The 18,407-nt window shown below is 72.5% G+C and carries 13 protein-coding genes; 11 read left to right on the forward strand and 2 right to left on the reverse strand.

The window, feature by feature from the left end:
* Positions 1-5: 5 nt before the first annotated feature.
* The 11 genes from AB0F89_RS16035 (at position 6) to AB0F89_RS16085 (ending at position 16,127) form a co-directional block, all read left to right on the forward strand.
* Entirely contained in the window at positions 6-2,342 is a 2,337-nt protein-coding gene (locus AB0F89_RS16035; protein WP_367136939.1) for a glycosyl hydrolase family 18 protein, read from the forward strand.
* A 181-nt stretch (positions 2,343-2,523) separates the two neighbouring features.
* On the forward strand, positions 2,524-2,709 hold the full coding sequence (locus tag AB0F89_RS16040) for a hypothetical protein (RefSeq protein ID WP_367136940.1): 186 nt from the start codon (positions 2,524-2,526) through the stop codon (positions 2,707-2,709).
* Positions 2,710-2,720: 11 nt separating this feature from the next.
* Positions 2,721-5,708, forward strand: coding sequence for an AAA family ATPase (locus AB0F89_RS16045; RefSeq protein WP_367136942.1), 2,988 nt, complete (start codon positions 2,721-2,723; stop codon positions 5,706-5,708).
* 56 nt (positions 5,709-5,764) lie between these two features.
* Positions 5,765-6,232 carry a helix-turn-helix domain-containing protein gene (locus AB0F89_RS16050; RefSeq protein WP_367136944.1) on the forward strand — a complete coding sequence of 156 codons (468 nt, stop codon included), beginning with the start codon at positions 5,765-5,767 and terminating at the stop codon, positions 6,230-6,232.
* Positions 6,233-6,546: 314 nt separating this feature from the next.
* Positions 6,547-7,299, forward strand: a complete 753-nt coding sequence (locus tag AB0F89_RS16055) for an ABC transporter ATP-binding protein (RefSeq protein WP_367136946.1) — start codon at positions 6,547-6,549, stop codon at positions 7,297-7,299.
* A 4-nt stretch (positions 7,300-7,303) separates the two neighbouring features.
* Complete coding sequence (locus AB0F89_RS16060; protein ID WP_367136948.1) at positions 7,304-9,814, forward strand: ABC transporter permease; 2,511 nt, start codon at positions 7,304-7,306, stop codon at positions 9,812-9,814.
* Positions 9,815-10,163: 349 nt separating this feature from the next.
* Positions 10,164-11,438, forward strand: coding sequence for an extracellular solute-binding protein (locus AB0F89_RS16065; protein ID WP_367136950.1), 1,275 nt, complete (start codon positions 10,164-10,166; stop codon positions 11,436-11,438).
* Positions 11,439-11,500: 62 nt separating this feature from the next.
* The gene (locus AB0F89_RS16070) at positions 11,501-12,415 is read left to right on the forward strand and encodes a carbohydrate ABC transporter permease (protein WP_367138880.1); all 915 of its coding nucleotides are present in this window, start codon (positions 11,501-11,503) and stop codon (positions 12,413-12,415) included.
* Positions 12,416-12,420: 5 nt separating this feature from the next.
* Complete coding sequence (locus AB0F89_RS16075) at positions 12,421-13,251, forward strand: carbohydrate ABC transporter permease (protein WP_367136952.1); 831 nt, start codon at positions 12,421-12,423, stop codon at positions 13,249-13,251.
* An 8-nt stretch (positions 13,252-13,259) separates the two neighbouring features.
* Positions 13,260-14,678: a GH1 family beta-glucosidase gene (locus tag AB0F89_RS16080; protein ID WP_367136953.1), complete on the forward strand. Its 1,419-nt coding sequence runs from the start codon at positions 13,260-13,262 to the stop codon at positions 14,676-14,678.
* Positions 14,679-14,945: 267 nt separating this feature from the next.
* A complete protein-coding gene (locus tag AB0F89_RS16085) occupies positions 14,946-16,127 on the forward strand; it encodes a carbohydrate-binding protein (RefSeq protein ID WP_367136955.1) in 1,182 nt (393 codons plus the stop codon).
* Between the two features lie 91 nt (positions 16,128-16,218).
* Here the strand turns inward: AB0F89_RS16085 and AB0F89_RS16090 are convergent, their stop codons facing one another.
* Together AB0F89_RS16090 and AB0F89_RS16095 are read right to left on the reverse strand one after the other, a co-directional pair.
* Positions 16,219-17,250, reverse strand: a complete 1,032-nt coding sequence (locus tag AB0F89_RS16090; protein WP_367136957.1) for a LacI family DNA-binding transcriptional regulator — start codon at positions 17,248-17,250, stop codon at positions 16,219-16,221.
* A gap of 36 nt (positions 17,251-17,286) precedes the next feature.
* A complete protein-coding gene (locus AB0F89_RS16095; protein WP_367136959.1) occupies positions 17,287-18,363 on the reverse strand; it encodes a GNAT family N-acetyltransferase in 1,077 nt (358 codons plus the stop codon).
* Positions 18,364-18,407 lie beyond the last annotated feature (44 nt).

The following is an 18,407-nucleotide window of genomic DNA, read 5'->3' on the forward strand; positions in this document are numbered from 1 at the left end:
TGGTAGTGCGCAAGAGAACCAGGTTGTCGCCGCTCGTGGCCTTGCTCGCCACGGTGGCCGGACTAGTGGTCGCCGTCGCGTCCCCGTCGCCGTCGACCGCTGCCGCCGCGGGGGAGGAGTGCCGTCCCGACGGCCTCTACCAGACCCCCGGCGTCGCCGTCCCGTACTGCTCGACCTACGACACCGAGGGCCGCGAGTCGCTGGGCGCCGGCCACTCCCGCCGCGTCATCGGCTACTTCACCAGCTGGCGCACGGGCCGCAACGGCGCGCCCGCCTACCTCGCGTCCGACATCCCGTGGGACAAGGTCACGCACCTCAACTACGCGTTCGCCCACATCGACGCGCAGAACCGGGTCTCCGTCGGCCCCGACGGCCCGGACAACCCCTCCACCGGCATGACCTGGCCCGGCGTCGCCCCCGACCCGTCCCTGCCCTACAAGGGCCACTTCAACCTGCTCAACAAGTACAAGAAGCAGCACCCGAACGTGAAGACGCTGATCTCGGTCGGCGGCTGGGCGGAGACCGGCGGCTTCCTCAACGCCGACGGCACGCGCAACGCGTCCGGCGGGTTCTACAAGCTCGGCGCGCAACCGCAGTCCGCGGTGGACTCGTTCGCCGACTCCGCCGTCGAGTTCATCCGCAAGTACGGGTTCAACGGCGTCGACATCGACTACGAGTACGCCACCTCGAACAACCACGCGGGCAACCCGGACGACTTCTGGATCTCCAACGCCAACCGCGGCACGCTGTGGGCGGGCTACGAGAAGATCATGAAGACGCTGCGGGAGAAGCTGGACCGCGCCTCGCAGCAGGACGGCAAGCACTACCTGCTGACCGCCGCCGTGCCCGCCTCGGGCTGGCTGCTGCGCGGCCAGGAGGCCTACCAGGTCACCCGCTACCTCGACTACCTGAACGTGATGAGCTACGACCTGCACGGCTCGTGGAACCACTTCGTCGGCCCGAACGCCGCGCTCTACGACGACGGCAAGGACGGCGAGCTGGCCGCGGGCGGCGTCTACACCGCGCCGCAGTACGAGGGCATGGGCTACCTGAACACCGACTGGGCCTACCACTACTACCGCGGCGCGATGCAGGCCGGGCGGATCAACATCGGCGTCCCGTTCTACAGCCGCGGCTGGCAGGGCGTCACCGGCGGCACGAACGGCCTGTGGGGCCGCGCGGCGCTGCCCGACCAGGCGAAGTGCCCGCCCGGCACCGGGTCCAACGTCGGCTCGACCACCCCGTGCGGCAACGGCGCGATCGGCATCGACAACCTGTGGCACGACTCGACCGCGGGCGGCGCGGAGGTGCCCTCCGGCGTGAACCCCATGTGGCACGCCAAGAACCTGGAGAACGAGATCACGCCGGACTACCTGGCGCAGCACGGCCTGGACCCGGCGAACGACCCGGCCGACCGGATCTCCGGCTCGTACAACCGGTTCTACGACAGCACCCTCACCTCGCCGTGGCTGTGGAACGCGGAGAAGAAGGTGTTCCTGTCCACTGAGGACGAGCAGTCCATCGCCGCCAAGGCGAAGTACGTGGCGGACAAGGGCCTCGGCGGCATCATGATCTGGGAGCTGGCGGGCGACTACCGCTTCGACGGCGCCAAGGGCCAGTACACCGTCGGCGACACCCTGCTCACCAAGATCAATGACGGCCTGCGCGGCGCGGCGCCCTACGGCAACCGCAAGGCCAACGGCCCCGTGCCCGCCGACGTGCTGAACGTCAGCGCCACCGTCTCCGGGTTCGCGCTCGGCGACAGCAACTACCCCATCACGCCGAAGCTGAAGCTGACCAACAACTCGACCACCACCCTGCCGGGCGGCACGAAGATCGAGTTCGACTACGGCACCAGCGCGCCGGGCAGCATGGCCGACCAGTCCGGCTTCGGCCTGCGGGTGACCTCCAAGGGCCACTCGGGCAGCAACGTCGGCGGCCTCAAGGGCGACTTCCAGCACGTCGAGCTGACGTTGCCGTCCTGGCAGCCGCTGGCGCCCGGCGCGTCGGTGGACGTCGCGCTGAGCTACCAGCTGCCGATCGCGTCGCCGTCGAACTTCAAGCTCACCTTCGGCGGCAAGTCCTACGCCATCGCCTCCGACCACCCGCGCGGCGGGACCGGCGGCCCGGACCCGACCGACACCACCACCACCACGACCACGACGACCACGACCGACCGGCCGAGCTGCACCGTCCCCGGGTGGGACCGCACCAAGGTCTACAACGGCGGCAACGAGGTCTCGCACGCGGGCAAGCGCTGGCAGGCGAAGTGGTGGACGCAGGGCGACGAGCCCGGCACGACCGGCGAATGGGGTGTCTGGCGCGACCTGGGGGCCTGCTGAGGGGTCTCCGACGTGCTCTGACGCTCACCTGAGGCATCCCTTACCCGCCGTCTGCCACCCCTTACGGCGGCGGGTAAGGGAACCACCTCCTCAACGCACGTGAACGACCGATGCCCGCCTCCGCCCCTCAGGACGACTCTTCGTGTCACCAGAGAGAAGCTGACGACACGAGGAGCAGGTCATGGAGTGGACGCCCGAGTCCTTGCAGGCGGAGATCGACTACCGGCAGACCGCGCTGCGCGAAGACGCCGCCCAGTACCGCGTCGGCAGGCGGACGACGTCGACCAGGCGGTCGTGGTGGCGGCTGGGTCACCGGGGCGACCCGGAGTCGGCCGGGACCGGAAACGGCCACGACCAGGCCGCCTGAGGTGTGACAGCATGCCCGGTGTGGCACGCCTCGGTTCCGGAATCCCCTTGGTGGCGCGTGGCCGGGAGATGACCAGGCTGCGCGCCGCCCTCGACGAAGCCGCTCACGGCCAGGCGGGCGCCGTCCTGCTCGCGGGTGACGCGGGCGTGGGCAAGACCCGCCTGGTGGACGAGCTGGCCGCGTCGGCGGGCGACGCGCTCGTGCTCACCGGCCGCTGCCTGGAAGTCGGCGAGACCGGCCTGCCGTACCTGCCCTTCACCGAGGCGCTGGACCAGGTGCGGCGGGCCGGCCTGCTCGACGTCGCCGCCCGGCCCGCCCTCGGCCTCCTGCTGCCGGAGCTGGCGCTGCCCGCGAGCCACGACGGCGGCTCGTCGGTGTCCGGCCTGCCGCCGCACCTGGTCGGCCGCCGCCCCGAGCAGGACGTGGGCCAGCTGCGGCTGTTCGACGCGGTGCACGGGCTGCTCGGCGACCTGGCCGCCGACCGGCCGGTGCTGCTGGTGCTGGAGGACCTGCACTGGGCCGACGCCTCCACCCGCTACCTGCTGTCGTTCCTGCTGTCCCGGCTGCGGTCGCAGCGGCTGCTGGTGATCGGCACCTACCGCTCCGACGACCTGCACCGCAGCCACCCGCTGCGCCCGCTGCTCGGCGAGCTGGTCCGGCTGCCCGCCGTGCGGCGGCTCGACCTGACCCCGCTGAGCGCGATCGACGCGCGCTCGTTCGTCGCCGCGCTGGCCGACGACCTGGCCGACGACGTGCTGCTGGAGGTCGCCGAGCGCTCGGACGGCAACCCGTTCTTCGCCGAGGAGCTGATCGCGGTCGCCGCCTGCGGCGACCGCGAGGTGCCGTGGACGCTGTCCGAGGTGCTGCTGGCCCGCATCGAACGCCTCTCCGCCGACGGGCAGCGCGTGGTGCGGGTGGCGTCGGTCGGCGGCCGGTCGGTGCGCCACGACCTGCTGCGCGACGCGGCGGGCGTGGACGACGTCGTGCTGGACGGCGCGCTGCGCGAGGCCGTGCAGCACCACGTGCTGCTGGTGGACCGCGACGAGGTCTACACGTTCCGGCACGCGCTGCTGCGCGAGACCGTCTACAACGACCTGCTGCCCGGCGAGCGCGTGCGGCTGCACGCCGCGTACGCCGACCGGCTCGCCTCGTCCGGCGGCCGGGGCGCCGCCGCCGCGCTGGCCCACCACAGCCTGGAGTCGCACGACCTGGTCCGCGCGCTGCGGGCGTCGGTCGACGCGGGCAACGAGGCGCAGGCCGCCGGCGCGCCCGCCGAGTCGCTGCGGCACCTGGAGCAGGCGCTCAAGCTGTGGCACGCCGTGCCCGAAGCGCAGCGGCCGCCCGGCCTGACCGAGTTGGAGCTGCTGCGCGGCGCGTCGTGGGCGGCGGGCACGGCGGGGCAGCCGGAGCGGGCCATCGCGTTCGCCCGCACCGGCGCCACCGCGGTCGCCGGGGCCGACCCCGAGACCGCCGCGGCGATGTGGCGGCGCCTCGCGCAGGCGTTGCAGGCGCTGGACGGCACCGACGACGAGAAGTACCGCGCGGTGGAGGAGGCGTGGCGGCTGGTCCGGGACCGGCCCGCGAGCCCGGCCCGCGCGTGGGTGCTGGCGGTGTGGGCGGCGGCGCTGCGGCACGACCGCAAGTACCCCGAGGCGCGCGAGCGGGCCGAGCTGGCGGTGGCGGACGGCCGGGCGGCGGGCGCGGACTCGGCGGTCGCGGACGCGTTGACCACGCTCGGGCTGCTGGAGGAGCCGGAGGGGGAGGTGTCCCGGGCGCGCGAGCACCTGACCGCGGCGGTGGCGTGCGCGATGGAGGCCGACGCGGTCAGCACCGAGCTGCGGGCCCGCTACTTCCTCGGCCTGCACCACTACGACCTGGGCGAGCTGGCCGAGGCCGGGCCGGTGTTCGACGAGGGCGTGGCGCGGGCCAAGGCGACCGGTCTGACCTGGAGCTCCTTCGGCCTCGAACTGCGCATCCTCCAGGTGCTGACCAGGTACTACCGCGGCGAGTGGGACGGCGCTGCGACCGCCGCCGAACCGCCCGGCCTGCGGGTGTCGAGCACGGTGTCGGCGCGGTTGGCGGCGGCGGGCACGCACGTGGCGGTCAGCCGGGGCGAGTTCGACCAGGCCGAGCGGATGATCCGGGAGCTGCGCGCGGACTGGCACCGCGACCTGCAGATCGCGTTGATCACCGGCGGCACCGGCGCCGAGCTGGCGCTGTGGCGCGGTCAGCCGGAGCTGGCCGTCGAGCGGGTCCTGGACGCGATCAGCTGGTCCCGCAAGGAGGGCGAGTGGATGCTGGCCGGCATCCGGCTGGCCGCCCTGGGCGTCGCGGGGCAGGTGGAGATCGCCGCCAGGGCGCGGCGGCGCAAGGAGGCGGCGGCCGAGGAGCGGGCCGTGCGGGCCGGCCGGGAGCTGGCCGCCGACGCCCGCAAGACGGCCGAGCTGGGCAACCCGCGCGCCGGCGACCTCGGCCCGGAGGGTCGGGCGTGGCTGGCGCGGGCGGCGGCCGAGGAGTCGCGGCTGGCCGGGGCGGGCGACCCGGAGCTGTGGCGGCGCGCGGTCGACGGCTTCGGCTTCGGGTCGGTGTTCGAGCAGGCCGTGTGCCGGTGGCGGCTGGCCGAGGCGCTGCTGGCCGCGGACCGGCGCGACGAGGCGGCGACCGAGCTGCGGCTGGCCTGCGCGGTGGCCGACGAGCTGGGCGCGGCCCCGCTGCGCGAGGCGGTCGACCTGGTCGCCAGGCGGGCCAGGGTGGCGTTGCGCGACACCGGCCCGCGGGACCGCGTCGACCCGTTCACGCCGCGCGAGCGGTCGGTGCTGGAGCTGGTCGCGCTGGGGCGCACCAACCGGCAGGTCGGCGCGGAGCTGTACATCTCGGAGAAGACGGTCAGCGTGCACCTGAGCCGGATCATGGCCAAGCTCGGCGCGAGCCGCAGGGCCGAGGCCGTGGCCACCGCCTTCGACCGCGGCCTGCTCGACCTACCCACCCCGCCCAGCTAGCCGGGCGGTCCTGTTCATCGGGCAGCACGAGCTATTTGAGGTTGGGAGTGATGAGAGTGTCGACAGTGGTGACCACAGCTGATCGTGACGTCCTGTTGGCGGATGAGCGCGACCAGCAGCAGGCGCAAGCCCTGGTCAGTCAGCTGTCCTCCGGCGGTGCGCGGTTCACCGCCGTGACCGGCGAGCGGGGCACCGGGGTCACGGTGCCTGCCGAGCTGTCGGCGCTCATCGCTCAGGTTGTCCGCGCTGTGGCACGAGGGCACGCGGTCACGGTCAACGCGATGCCGGAGGCGTTGACGACCACGGCAGCCGCGAAGCTGCTGGGCATATCGCGTCCCACCTTGATGCGAAAGATCAACGCCGGCGAGATCCCGTCGCACAAGGTCGGTACGCACACCCGCCTGCGAACGGTCGACGTGCTCCAAGAGCGGGATGCGCGCCGGCAACGCCAACTGGTCGCGTTCGACGAACTCCGGGCATTGGAAACGCCGCGGCTGTGGCCTGCCGGGCGGACATCCTCCTGAAAGCGATAACAGGTTTCTCGCCACTCGCATTCTGAAGGTGAGGCGGCCTGCGCGTGTCGGTGGTCGGAACGTGGTGAGATCTCCGATAGGGGCTGGCGACCGAACAAATCGCAGCATCGGAAACCCTGTGATCGGGGCCGACCCAACCCGCCTCAACCACTGCCCGAAGCCTGCCGCCCCCGCCCCGTCAGACCTCGGGACTAGGGGGCGTCATCCCGCCGGTTGACCCGCGGTTCCGCCGTCGAGGTGACGACCGGCGACCCGCTCGCCTCATAGCTTTCTCGACGTCAGCAGACCCGAGGAATTGAGGGAGCATGTCCGCACTGGTGTCCGACGTCGGAACCCGCACCGCTGTGGCCGCCGCCAACCTGGTCAAGGTGTACGGCAAGGGCGACACCGCCGTCCGGGCGCTGGACGGCGTGAGCGTCGCGTTCGCGGCCGGGAAGTTCACCGCCATCATGGGCCCCTCCGGGTCCGGCAAGTCCACCCTGATGCACTGCCTGGCCGGGCTGGACAACGTCGACGGCGGCAGCGTCGGCATCGGCGGCACCGAGATCACCTCGCTGGGCGACAAGGAGCTGACCCGGCTGCGCCGCGACCGGGTCGGGTTCGTCTTCCAGGCGTTCAACCTGCTGCCGACGCTCACCGCCGAGGCCAACATCCTGCTCGGTCTCGAACTGGCCGGCCGCAAGCCCGACCGCGAGTGGTTCGACACCATCGTGGACGTCCTGGGCCTGCGCGACCGCCTCAAGCACAAGCCGACCGAGCTGTCCGGCGGCCAGCAGCAGCGCGTGGCCTGCGCCCGCGCCCTGGTCGCCAAGCCCGACGTGGTGTTCGCCGACGAGCCGACCGGCAACCTGGACTCGCGCTCCGGCGCGGAGGTGCTGGACTTCCTGCGCATGTCGGTGCGCAAGCTCGGCCAGACCGTGATCATGGTGACGCACGACCCGGTCGCCGCGTCCTACGCCGACCGCGTCGTGCTGCTCGCCGACGGCAGGCTGGCCGGCGAGATCGAGAACCCGACGGCCGACTCCGTGCTGTCCGCGCTCAAGCACCTGGGGGCGTGACCGCGTGCTGCGCACGATCATCGCGGGCCTGAAGGCCCGCACCGCGCGGCTGGTGCTGTCATCGGTGGCCATCGCCCTCGGCGTCGCCTTCGTGACCGGCACGCTCGTCCTCGGCGACGCCATGTCGGCGAGCCTGCGCGACGAGTTCGCCAAGAGCGCCCGCAACGTCGACGTCGCCGTCTCGACGTCCGGCGAGTCGTCCGCCGAGGTCCGGGGCATCACGCCGGAGACGGTGGCGAAGATCCGGCAGGCGCCGGGCGTGCGGGGCGTCGACCCGCGCGACTTCCAGCAGGTCCCGCTGGTCGCGGCCAACGGCAAGGCCAAGCCGGCGTTCGCCGTGCCGCTGGCGAGCAACGAGGAGCTGCGCGAGTTCGACCTGGCGGAGGGCCGCTACCCGACCGCGGACGACGAGATCGCCGTCGACGAGCGCACCGCCGCCACCGCCAAGCTGGCGATCGGGCAACCGGTCGTGCTGCTGGGCGAGGAGGAGCAGCGGCACAGCTACACGCTCGTCGGCACCTACCGGCAGGGCACGAACCAGCTCTCGCTGTCCGGCTCCGACCACGTCGGGCTGACGCCGGCCGCGTTCCAGGCGCTGGAGCCGGAACGCCTGCCGTACCAGGTCGTCGCCACCGCCGCGGCCGGCTTCACGCAGCAGCAGGTGGCGGACAACGTCCGCAAGGCCATCGGCGAGCAGGGCTTCCTGGTCCAGAGCGGCGCCGAGCTGACCCAGGAGGCCATGGACCAGGTGGAGGCCCAGGCGGGCGAGTTCACCACGCTGCTGCTGGCGTTCGCGCTCATCGCGCTCGTGGTCGCGGCCATGGTCATCTACAACACGTTCACCATCCTGATCGCCCAGCGCACCCGCGAGCTGGCGCTGATGCGGTGCGTCGGCGCGAGCCGGGGCCAGGTGTTCCGCGGCGTGCTGGTCGAGGCCGTGGCGATGGGCCTGACCGCGTCGGTGCTCGGCCTGTTCGGCGGCATCGGCGTGTCGGCCCTGCTGCAGCGGGTGATCTTCTCGTTCGACGGCGGCGGGGGCGAGGTGCGGTTGCCGATCACGGTGACCACGGTGCTCGCCGCGTTCGCGGTCGGCACGCTGGTGACCGTGCTCGCCGCGGTGCTGCCCGCCCGCCGGGCGACCAGGGTGGCGCCGGTGGCGGCGCTGCGCAGCCAGCCCGACAGCGGCGAGGAGGTCGCGCGGACCGGCGTGCTGCGCGTGCTGACCGCCGTGCTGTTCACGGTGGTGGGCGCCGGCGCGATCGTCCTCGGGATGAGCATGGACAGCGAGGAAGCCGCGATGGTCGTCAGCGGCGGCGGCACGATGGCGCTGCTGGCCGCGGTGCTCGTGCTCGGACCGCTGCTGGTCGGCCCGGTGAACCGGGTGCTCGGCGCGCTGCCGCGGGCGCTGCTCGGGGTGCCGGCCAAGCTGGCGTCGGCCAACGCCGGCCGCAACCCCAAGCGCACCGCCGCGACCACCGCCGCGCTGATGATCGGCGTGACCATCGTGGCGCTGGTGACCGTGGTCGCCAACAGCGCCAAGGAGACCGCCAACGCCGAGATCGACCAGCGGATGCCCGCCGACTACACGGTGTCGTCCGCGGTCTACGACCGGCCGCTGCCCGAGGAGCTGGCCGACCGGCTGGCCGCCGTGCCGGAGGTGGCGAGGGTCGCGCCGACCACCGTCGTCTACGGGGAGCGCGAGTACTTCACCGGCGTCCCGCGCGACGCGATCGGCGACCTGTTCCGGCCGACGGTCACCAGCGGGTCGCTCGCCGACCTGGGTGACGGCGCGGTGGCGGTGAACGCGGACTACGCCAAGCGCCGCGGCGTGTCGGTCGGCTCGACGGTGACCGTGAAGACCGGGCGCGAGGCGCCGCAGGACCTGAGGGTCGTCGCGGTGGTCGAGGGCCAGCGGTTGTCCGACGGCATCATGACGATGGAGACGTCGCAGCGGTTCGAGCAGGCGGCCGAGGGCTACGAGAGCATCCTGGTGAAGCTCAAGGACGGCGTGGCGAACGGCCGCGCGGCGGTCGAGGCGGTCACCGACCCCTCGCCGCTGGCCGTGCTGGACAGCGCGGCGGAGACCAAGGAGCAGCTGAACCAGCAGCTCAACCAGGTGCTCGGGTTCATCTGGGCGCTGATCGGGCTGGCCGTGGTGATCGCGCTGTTCGGCATCGCGAACACGTTGACGCTGTCGGTGCTGGAGCGGACGCGCGAGTCGGCGCTGCTGCGGGCGCTCGGCCTGACCCGGGGTCAGCTGCGGCTGATGCTGGTGGTCGAGTCGGTGCTGATGGCGCTGATGGGCGCGGCGATCGGGCTGCTGCTCGGCATCGGGTTCGGCTGGGTGATCGTCGAGGCGGTCTCCACCGACACCATGGCGGTCGACCTCGTCGTGCCGTTCGGGCAGATCGGCGTGATGCTCGCCGGCGCGGTGGTGGCAGCCGTGGCCGCCGCCGCCCTGCCCGCCAGGCGCGCCGCCCGGACCTCGGTCGTCGCGGGGATGGCCGAGGCGTGAGGGACCCGGTGGCCCGTTCTTCTTCGGGGGAGGAACGGGCCACCGGGTTCTCGGCCGCGGGATTTCTTCCGCGCGCGTCACATCCCGGCCTGAACCGCCTCTAACAGGGTGCGGGGTGGCTCGGGCGAGGGCCGAGCCACCCGGCCTCCACCTCTCCCGCCAGCGGGTTCACGCACCGTCACCGGCCGTCACTCCGGTCGCACGGAAGCGCTTCAGTTTGTTGCGGAACGGTGTCGACCGGTCCTTCCCGGGTTGACGGCGGGGACCGGGACTCGGATCGTGAGAGCGCTCTCATGAGAGCGCTCTCACGACGTCGGGTCGAGCCCGGCGAGTGCGTCGAGGAGGACGGATGAGCAGGACTCGGACGGCGTCGACCACGGCGGCGGCCCTGGCCGCCGCGCTGGTGGCCGGCTGCGGTGGCGGTGGCGGCGACGCGGGTGACGGCAAGGTCAAGCTGTCGATCGGGATCTTCTCCGACTTCGGCTACACCAACCTGATCGAGGAGTACCAGGCCGCGCACCCGAACATCGAGGTCGAGCAGCGCACGGTCAAGATGGAGCAGCACCACACGCAGCTCGCCACGCAGCTCGCCGGCGGTCGGGGCGCGGCCGACATCGTGGCCATCGAGGAAGGCAACATCACCCAGTTCCGCCAGTCCAAGGACAAGTTCGTCAACCTCGCGGACTACGGCGCCAAGGAGCTGGAGGGCCAGTGGGCCGCCTGGAAGTGGAACCAGGGCACCACTGACGACGGCAACTTCGTGCTCGGCCTCGGCACCGACATGGGCAGCCTCGCCCTCTGCTACCGCCGCGACCTGTTCGAGGCCGCCGGCCTGCCGACCGACCGCGAAGCCGTCGGCAAGCTGTGGCCGACGTGGGAGGAGTACCTGGAGGTCGCCGACACCTTCAGCGCGAAGACCCCCGACAAGAAGTTCGTCGACACCGCCCAGAACGTCTACAAGGCGATCCTCGACCAGACCGAGGAGGGCTACTTCGCCAAGGCCGACGACTCGTTCATCGGCGACTCGAACCCCAAGGTGGAGCAGGCGTTCACGCTCGCCGCGAGCCTGGGCGAGAAGAAGCAGACCGGCGCGCTGGCCCCGTTCAGCCAGGACTGGAACGTGGCTCTCAAGCAGGCGTCCTTCGCCACCACCACCTGCCCCGCGTGGGCGCTGGCGCTGATCAAGGCGGGCGCGGGCGACGAGGCCGCGGGCAAGTGGGACGTCGCCGCGGCGCCCGGTGGCGGCGGCAACTGGGGCGGTTCGTTCCTGGCCGTGCCGAAGCAGGGCGAGCACCCCAAGGAGGCTTACGAGCTGGCCAAGTGGCTGACCGCGCCCGAGCAGCAGAAGCGGATCTTCAAGGAGACCGGCAACCTGCCCAGCGAGCCCGCCGCGTACCAGGACCCCGAGGTCACCTCGACGGTCAACGAGTACTTCAACGCCGCGCCCGTCGGCCAGATCTTCGGAAACTCCGCCGAGAGCCTGGAGCCGACCTACCGCGGCGCCAAGGACGCGAAGGTCACCCCGGTCTTCAACAACGCGCTGTCCCGCGTGGAGACCGGCAAGCAGTCGACCTCGGACGCCTTCGACCAGGCCGTCGGGGAAGCGCGGGACGCGGCCAAGTGACGGTCGCACCCGAACGCGCGGCGGGACGGGGCACGACGCCCGTCCCGCCGTCGGCGCAGCGCCTGTCGTGGCGGGACAAGCTCGGCCGGCTCGACACGAAGTACACGCCCTACGTCATCATCGCGCCGTTCTTCGTGGTGTTCGGCGTCTTCGGCCTCTACCCGCTGCTGCACACCGCGTGGGTGTCGCTGCACGACTGGCAGCTCATCGACGGCGACCAGGGCTTCGTCGGCCTGGCCAACTACACCGCCCTGCTGGCCGACCCGAACTTCTGGAACGCGCTGGGCAACACGATCAGCCTGTTCCTGCTGTCCACCGTGCCGCAGCTGTTCGCCGCGCTCGGCCTGGCCGCCCTGCTGGACCGCGGCCTGCGCGGCCGGGCGTTCTGGCGGGCGGGCGTGCTGCTGCCGAACGTGATCTCGGTGGCCGCGGTCGCGCTGGTGTTCGCGCAGCTGTTCGGCCGCGACTTCGGCATCGTCAACGCCCTGCTCGGCGTGGTCGGGATCGACCCGGTCGACTGGCGGGCGCAGACGTGGGCCTCGCACCTGGCGATCAGCTCGATGGTGGTCTGGCGGTGGACCGGCTACAACGCGCTGATCTACCTGGCCGCGATGCAGTCGGTGCCCAAGGACCTGTACGAGTCGGCGATGCTCGACGGCGCGTCGCGCCGGCGGGTGTTCTGGTCGATCACCGTGCCGAGCATCCGGCCGACGATCCTGTTCACCGTCATCGTCTCGACCATCGGCGGCATGCAGCTGTTCGTCGAGCCGCAGCTGTTCGACCCGGGCGGCACGGCGACCGGCACCGGCGGCGACGACCGCCAGTTCCAGACGCTGGTGATGTACCTGTACGAGAAGGGCTTCCGGCTGTTCGACGCGGGTTACTCGTCGGCCGTCGCGTGGGTGCTCTTCATGGTGGTCCTGGTGGTCGCGGTCGTGAACTTCACGGTGGCGCGGCGCATCGCGTCGAAGGGGTGATGCGGGTGTTCGCGACGAGGTCCAAGACCGGGCCGCTCACCTACGCGCTGCTGGTGGTCGTCCTGCTCGCGTCGGTGTTCCCGCTGTACTACTCGTTCCTCATCGCCAGCAAGGACAACTCCGCGCTCGGCGACGCGGTGCCGTCGCTGGTGCCCGGCGGGAACCTGTTCGAGAACCTGACCAGGGTGTTCGACACCGTCGACTTCTGGCTCGCCATGCAGAACTCGCTGGTGGTGGCGGGCACGGTGGCGATCAGCAACGTCGTGCTCGGCACGCTGGCCGGGTTCGCGTTCGCCCGGCTGCGGTTCCGGGGTGGCAACGCGCTGTTCCTGGTCGTGGTCGGGACGTCGATGGTGCCGACGCAGCTCGGCGTCATCCCGCTGTACATGCTGATGTCGGACCTCGACTGGTACGGCACGCTCCAGGCGGTGATCGTGCCCGCGCTGATCGGCGCGTTCTCGGTGTTCTGGATGCGGCAGGCGTGCGAGGAGTCCGTGCCCCACGAGCTGATCGAGGCCGCCAGGATGGACGGGTGCTCGGTGCTGCGCACGTTCTGGCACGTGGCGTTCCCGGCGGTGCGCCCGCAGGCGGCGGTGATGGGCATGTTCACGTTCATGACCGCGTGGAACGACTTCTTCTGGCCGCTGATCGTGCTGGACCCCAACGACAGCCCCACGGTGCAGGTGGCGTTGTCGACGTTGGCCAGCGGCTACTACACGGACTACTCGCTCATGCTCTCCGGCGCGTCGCTCGCGGTGCTGCCGGTGGTGGGGATCTTCCTCCTGCTGGCGCGGCAGATCGTCGGCGGGATCATGCAGGGCGCTGTGAAGGGGTGAGTTCGTAGATGACGACAACCGACCCGGACACCGAGGTCGGGCGGGACCTGCTGCGCTTCCCGCCGGATTTCCTGTGGGGAGCGGCGACGGCGTCCTTCCAGATCGAGGGTGCGACCGCGGCGGACGGACGTGGTCCGTCCATTTGGGACACTTTCGCGGCGAAGCCGGGCGCGGTGCTCGGCGGCGACACCGGGGACCCGGCGTGCGACCACTACCACCGCTACCCGGCCGACGTCGCGCTGATGGAGGAGCTGGGCCTGGCCGCGTACCGGTTCTCGCTGGCCTGGCCGCGGATCCAGCCGGAGGGCTCGGGGCGGGTCGAGCCGAGGGGCCTCGCGTTCTACGACCGGCTGGTGGACGAGCTGCTGGGCCGCGGCATCCAGCCCGTGGTCACGCTGTACCACTGGGACCTGCCGCAGGCGCTGGAGGACGAGGGCGGCTGGCGCGACCGGGACACGGCCTACCGGTTCGCCGAGTACGCCGCGCTGGTGCACGAGCACCTGGGCGACCGGGTGCAGCTGTGGACGACGTTGAACGAGCCCTGGTGCTCGGCGTTCCTGGGCTACGCCAACGGGGTCCACGCGCCCGGCGTGGTCGACCCGAAGGGCTCGCTGGAGGCCGCGCACCACCTGCTGCTCGGCCACGGCCTGGCGGTCCGGGCGATGGCCTCGCAGGCGCCCGCCGACCACCGGTTCTCCATCGTGCTCAACTTCTGCTCGGTGTGGGTGGACGACGACGCCTCGCTCGACGCCGCCCGCAAGGTGGACGGCCTGCAGAACCGGCTGTTCCTCGACCCGCTGGGCGGGCGCGGCTACCCGCAGGACGTCGTGGAGGACACCGCCTGGCTCGGCGACTGGACGTCGGTGGTGCGGGACGGCGACCTGGACGTGATCGCCACCCCGCTCGACTGGATGGGCGTGAACTACTACGCGCCGACCAGGGTCGCGGTGGCGGCCGACCCGCTGTCGGTGACCGGTGGGCCGTTCCCCGGCCTGCGCGGCGTCGACCTGCTGCCGCCGCGCGGCGAGCTGACCGGGTTCGGCTGGGAGGTCGACGCGCGGGGGCTCACCGAGCTGCTGGAACGCCTCCAGCGCGACGTCGACCTGCCGCTCGTCGTCACCGAGAACGGCTCGGCGTTCCCCGACGTGGTCGAGGGCGGCGAGGTGGTGGACGAGGAGCGCACCAGGTACCTGGTCGACCACCTGCGCGCGCTGCACGCCGCCATCGCGGCGGGCGTCGACGTGCGCGGGTACTTCGCGTGGTCGCTGCTGGACAACTTCGAGTGGGCGGCCGGGTACAGCCAGCGGTTCGGCATCGTGCACGTGGACTACGAGACGCAGGTCCGCACGGTGAAGCGCAGCGGCCGGACGCTGGCCGGGGTGATCGACGCCAACGCCGTCCCGGCGACGGGGTACCGCCTGGGGTGACCCGGTCGAGGTGGTGAGGGGCCGTCCGGTGCGCGCCGGACGGCCCCTCGTTCTTTGTCACGACATGTGGCCCGTTGTGGTGCTGAATAACCACTTTGAGGTGAAATCGCCGACGGGTGACGCCCCTCCGGCCTCACTCTCGGTGGAGCCGGGTCACCACCACGGGTGTGCAAACCCCTCGAACCGAGTGGACATCCGGAGTTCGCTCGGCGCTCCACCGCACCAGCCGCTGTGCTGTGAGCAGCAGCACACCGGAGGGAGTCAACGATGACAGGCCGATTCGTCGGACGGCTGGTGATCGCCATCGCGCTGATGGCCACCACGCTCGTGATGGGCGGGGTGGGCAGTGCGAGCGCGGAGCGGAGCGGGGCGGAACCCGCCCGAGCCTCGGTGACCGCCGACCCCGGCCCGCTGGGCTTCAGACAAGGGGTGGGCCGCAACGCCGACGGCCGGCTGGAGGTCTTCGCCCGCGGCGGCGACGGCGCCCTGTGGCACATCTGGCAGACCGCGCCCAACAACGGCTGGAGCGGGTGGGAGAGCCTGGGCGGGTACATCACCAGCTCACCGGTGGTGACGAACAACGCCGACGGCCGGCTGGAGGTCTTCGCCGTGGGCGGCGACGGCGCGCTGTGGCACATCTGGCAGACGGCTCCCAACAACGGTTGGAGCGGTTGGGACAGCATGGGCGGCTACCTGACGTCCGTGCCCGCCGTCGGCCGCAACGCGGACGGCCGGATCGAGGTGTTCGCCCGTGGCGGCGACAACGCGCTGTGGCACATCTGGCAGACCGCGCCGAACAACGGTTGGAGCGATTGGGACAGCTTGGGCGGTGGCCTGACGTCGGCGCCCGCCGTGGGCCGCAACGCGGACGGTCGGCTGGAGGTCTTCGTGCGCGGCAACGACGACGCGCTGTGGCACATCTGGCAGACCGCGCCGAACAACGGCTGGAGCGGTTGGGACAGCTTGGGCGGTGGCCTGACGTCGGCGCCCGCCGTGGGCCGCAACGCGGACGGCCGGCTGGAAGTGTTCGTGCGCGGCAACGACGGCGCCCTGTGGCACATCTGGCAGACCGCGCCGAACAACGGTTGGAGCGGCTGGGGCAGCTTCGGCGGCGGCTTGACCAGCTCGATCGCCGTCGGCAGCAACGCGGACGGCCGGCTGGAGGTCTTCGTGCGCGGTGACGACGACGCGCTGTGGCACGTCTGGCAGACGGCTCCGAACAACGGGTGGAGCGGGTGGGAGAGCCTGGGCGGGTACATCACCAGCAGCCCGTCGGTCGACGACAACGCGGACGGTCGGCTGGAGGTGTTCGCGCGCGGCGGTGACGACGCGCTGTGGCACATCTGGCAGACCGCGCCGAACAACGGCTGGAGCGGCTGGGCGAGCCTCGGCGGCGGGCTCACCCGCGCCGGCGAGCGCGTGGACACCGGGCTGCTCGCCGCCGCGTGACCGACGGGGCGTGAGCGCGGCCCGGCGCGGGACTCCCCTCCCGCGCCGGGTCGCCCGCTGTGCCCCGACCGGACCCGCCTCGACCGCGCGGCTACGCCGACTCGCGCCGGACCAGCGTCGTCGGCAGCACCTCGCGCCGGGCCCGGATCGTCTCGCCGCGCAGCAGCCGCACCAGGTGGGTCACCATGTGCCGCACCTGCGCGCTGGTGTCCTGCCGCACGCTCGTCAGCGACGGCGTGGTGTGCGGCGCGATCATCGGGTGGTCGTCGAAGCCGACGATCGCCACGTCCTGCGGCACCCGCCTGCCCGCTTCGCGCAACGCGTCCAGCGCGCCCGCCGCCATGTGGTCGGACGCCACGAACGCCGCGTCCAGGTCCGGCACCCTGGCCAGCAGCTGCTCCATCGCGAGCTTGCCGCCCTCGCGGGAGAAGCCGCCGTCGGCCGTCATGAACGCCGTGGTCTCGTCGTCCGCGCCGACCGCCGTGCGCCACCCGGCCAGCCGGTCCATCGCCGAGTGCTCGTCCAGCGGCCCGGTCACCGACACGACCTTCTTGCGCCCCAACGAGATCAGGTGCTCGGTGGCCAGCAGGCCACCGCCCTCGTTGTCGTGGTCGACGGTGTGCAGCCCGCGCAGCGAGCCCCACGGCCGCCCGGCGTACACCACCGGCAGCGGCAGCTTGCGCGCCACCGCCGGCAGCTGGTCGCCCTTGTGCGGCGCGAACATCAGCGCGCCGTCCACGTGCCCGCCCGCCAGGAACCGCTCGGCCCGTGACTGGTCCTGAGTGGAGTGCACCAGCATCAGCACCATCTGCACGTCCGCGTCGGCCAGCGACCGCGCCGCCGCCCGGATCAGCCACGCGAAGTGCGGGTCGTCGAAGATCTTCGGCTCGGGCTCGGAGAACACCACCGCCACCGCACCGGACCGCCTGGTCACGAGCGCCCGCGCGGCCTGGTTGGGCTGGTACCCCAGCTCCATCACCGCCGCCGTGACCGCCTCGTGCGCCTCCGGGCTGACCCTGGGCGACGCGTTGAGCACTCGTGACGCCGTCGCACGGGAGACGCCGGCCTTCGCCGCCACGTCCTCCAGCGTGGGCCGCGCGCCTGAGTGCGATTGAACCGACACGAGCACCACTCCTCGACGATCGCCTACGAACCCAGCTTAGCCGGAGGCGACCTGCCGGGAAGCGCTCTCAGAACGACCCGCGGCGGCCGTTCCGGTGGCGATCGACACCCTCAGCAACCCGTCCTCCCGGCGCACCGAGGTCGGCAGGTGGGCGCGGGCCGCGGTGCGCACCAGACCGGTCTCCGCGGGCAGGCACCAGCCGACCAGCTCCCGCCGCCCGCCCGCCCGCGCCGCGAGGGCCAGCGCGCCCAGCAGCGCGGTCCCGACACCGCGGCCCTGCCAGCCGTCCTCGACCAGCAGCGACACCTCGGCGCTCGCCGGGGTGGACATCGGGATCAGCTGGCCGAGCGCGACCACCCGGTCGGCGCACTGGGCCACCAGCGTGGTGCCGCGCGGCGGGTTGAGCAGCCGGTGCAGCCACCGCCTGGGCACGGTCCGCACGCCCGCGTGGTAGCGGTGGAACAGGGTGCCCATCGAGCAGCGCGAGTGCAGGTCGGCGACGGCGTCCTCGTCACCGGCGCGGCCGGGCCGCAGCACCAGCGCCTGGCCGTCGTCGGTGAGCAGCGCGGTCGGCCGGGGCGCGGCCACGCCGTCGGCGGACAGCAGGTCGACCAGCGCCTGGCCGCGGGCCAGCTCGACCTGGGTGAACGGCGCCCAGCCCCGCCGCGCCAGCACGACCGTGCCGCCCCGGGCGACGAGCCGGGCCGTGTTCGGCTGCTCCGGCGCGCCACCGGGGTCGTCCGGCGCGACCACCACCGAGTCGGCGCCCAGCACCGCGCGCAGGGCCTCGCAGACGGCGGCCGGGTCGCGCAGGGCGTGCCCGGCGGCGCGCAGGGCCGCGGTCGGGGCGTCGACCAGGTCGCGCAGGTCGGCGGCCGTGATGCCGACGCACCGGCCGCCCTCGGCGCGCACCGCGGCGAGCAGGTCGGCGGGCATCAGGTCCGGTGCCGCGCGCACCACCAGCTCGTCGATGACGCCGCCGGGCACCGGGAGCACGGACAGCGCCAGCACGTTGCAGTCCCGGTCCGCGAGCCGGGTGGTCACCCTGGCCAGCGCTCCGGGGCTGTCGTCCAGCTCGACGCGCAGCCGCCAGGTCTTCGGTGTGGTGTCCATCCGCCCAGCCTGGGCGATCGACGTTGCCGCGGCGTTTCGGCGGC

Source organism: Saccharothrix sp. HUAS TT1 (assembly GCF_040744945.1).
GTDB lineage: Bacteria > Actinomycetota > Actinomycetes > Mycobacteriales > Pseudonocardiaceae > Actinosynnema.

Coding starts and splice junctions, on each gene's coding strand:
- AB0F89_RS16040 (WP_367136940.1), top strand. CDS start 2,524: ATGGAGTGGACGCCCGAGTCCTTGCAGGCGGAGATCGACTACCGGCAG.
- AB0F89_RS16045 (WP_367136942.1), top strand. CDS start 2,721: ATGCCCGGTGTGGCACGCCTCGGTTCCGGAATCCCCTTGGTGGCGCGT.
- AB0F89_RS16055 (WP_367136946.1), top strand. CDS start 6,547: ATGTCCGCACTGGTGTCCGACGTCGGAACCCGCACCGCTGTGGCCGCC.
- AB0F89_RS16065 (WP_367136950.1), top strand. CDS start 10,164: ATGAGCAGGACTCGGACGGCGTCGACCACGGCGGCGGCCCTGGCCGCC.
- AB0F89_RS16080 (WP_367136953.1), top strand. CDS start 13,260: ATGACGACAACCGACCCGGACACCGAGGTCGGGCGGGACCTGCTGCGC.
- AB0F89_RS16085 (WP_367136955.1), top strand. CDS start 14,946: ATGACAGGCCGATTCGTCGGACGGCTGGTGATCGCCATCGCGCTGATG.
- AB0F89_RS16095 (WP_367136959.1), bottom strand. CDS start 18,363: ATGGACACCACACCGAAGACCTGGCGGCTGCGCGTCGAGCTGGACGAC.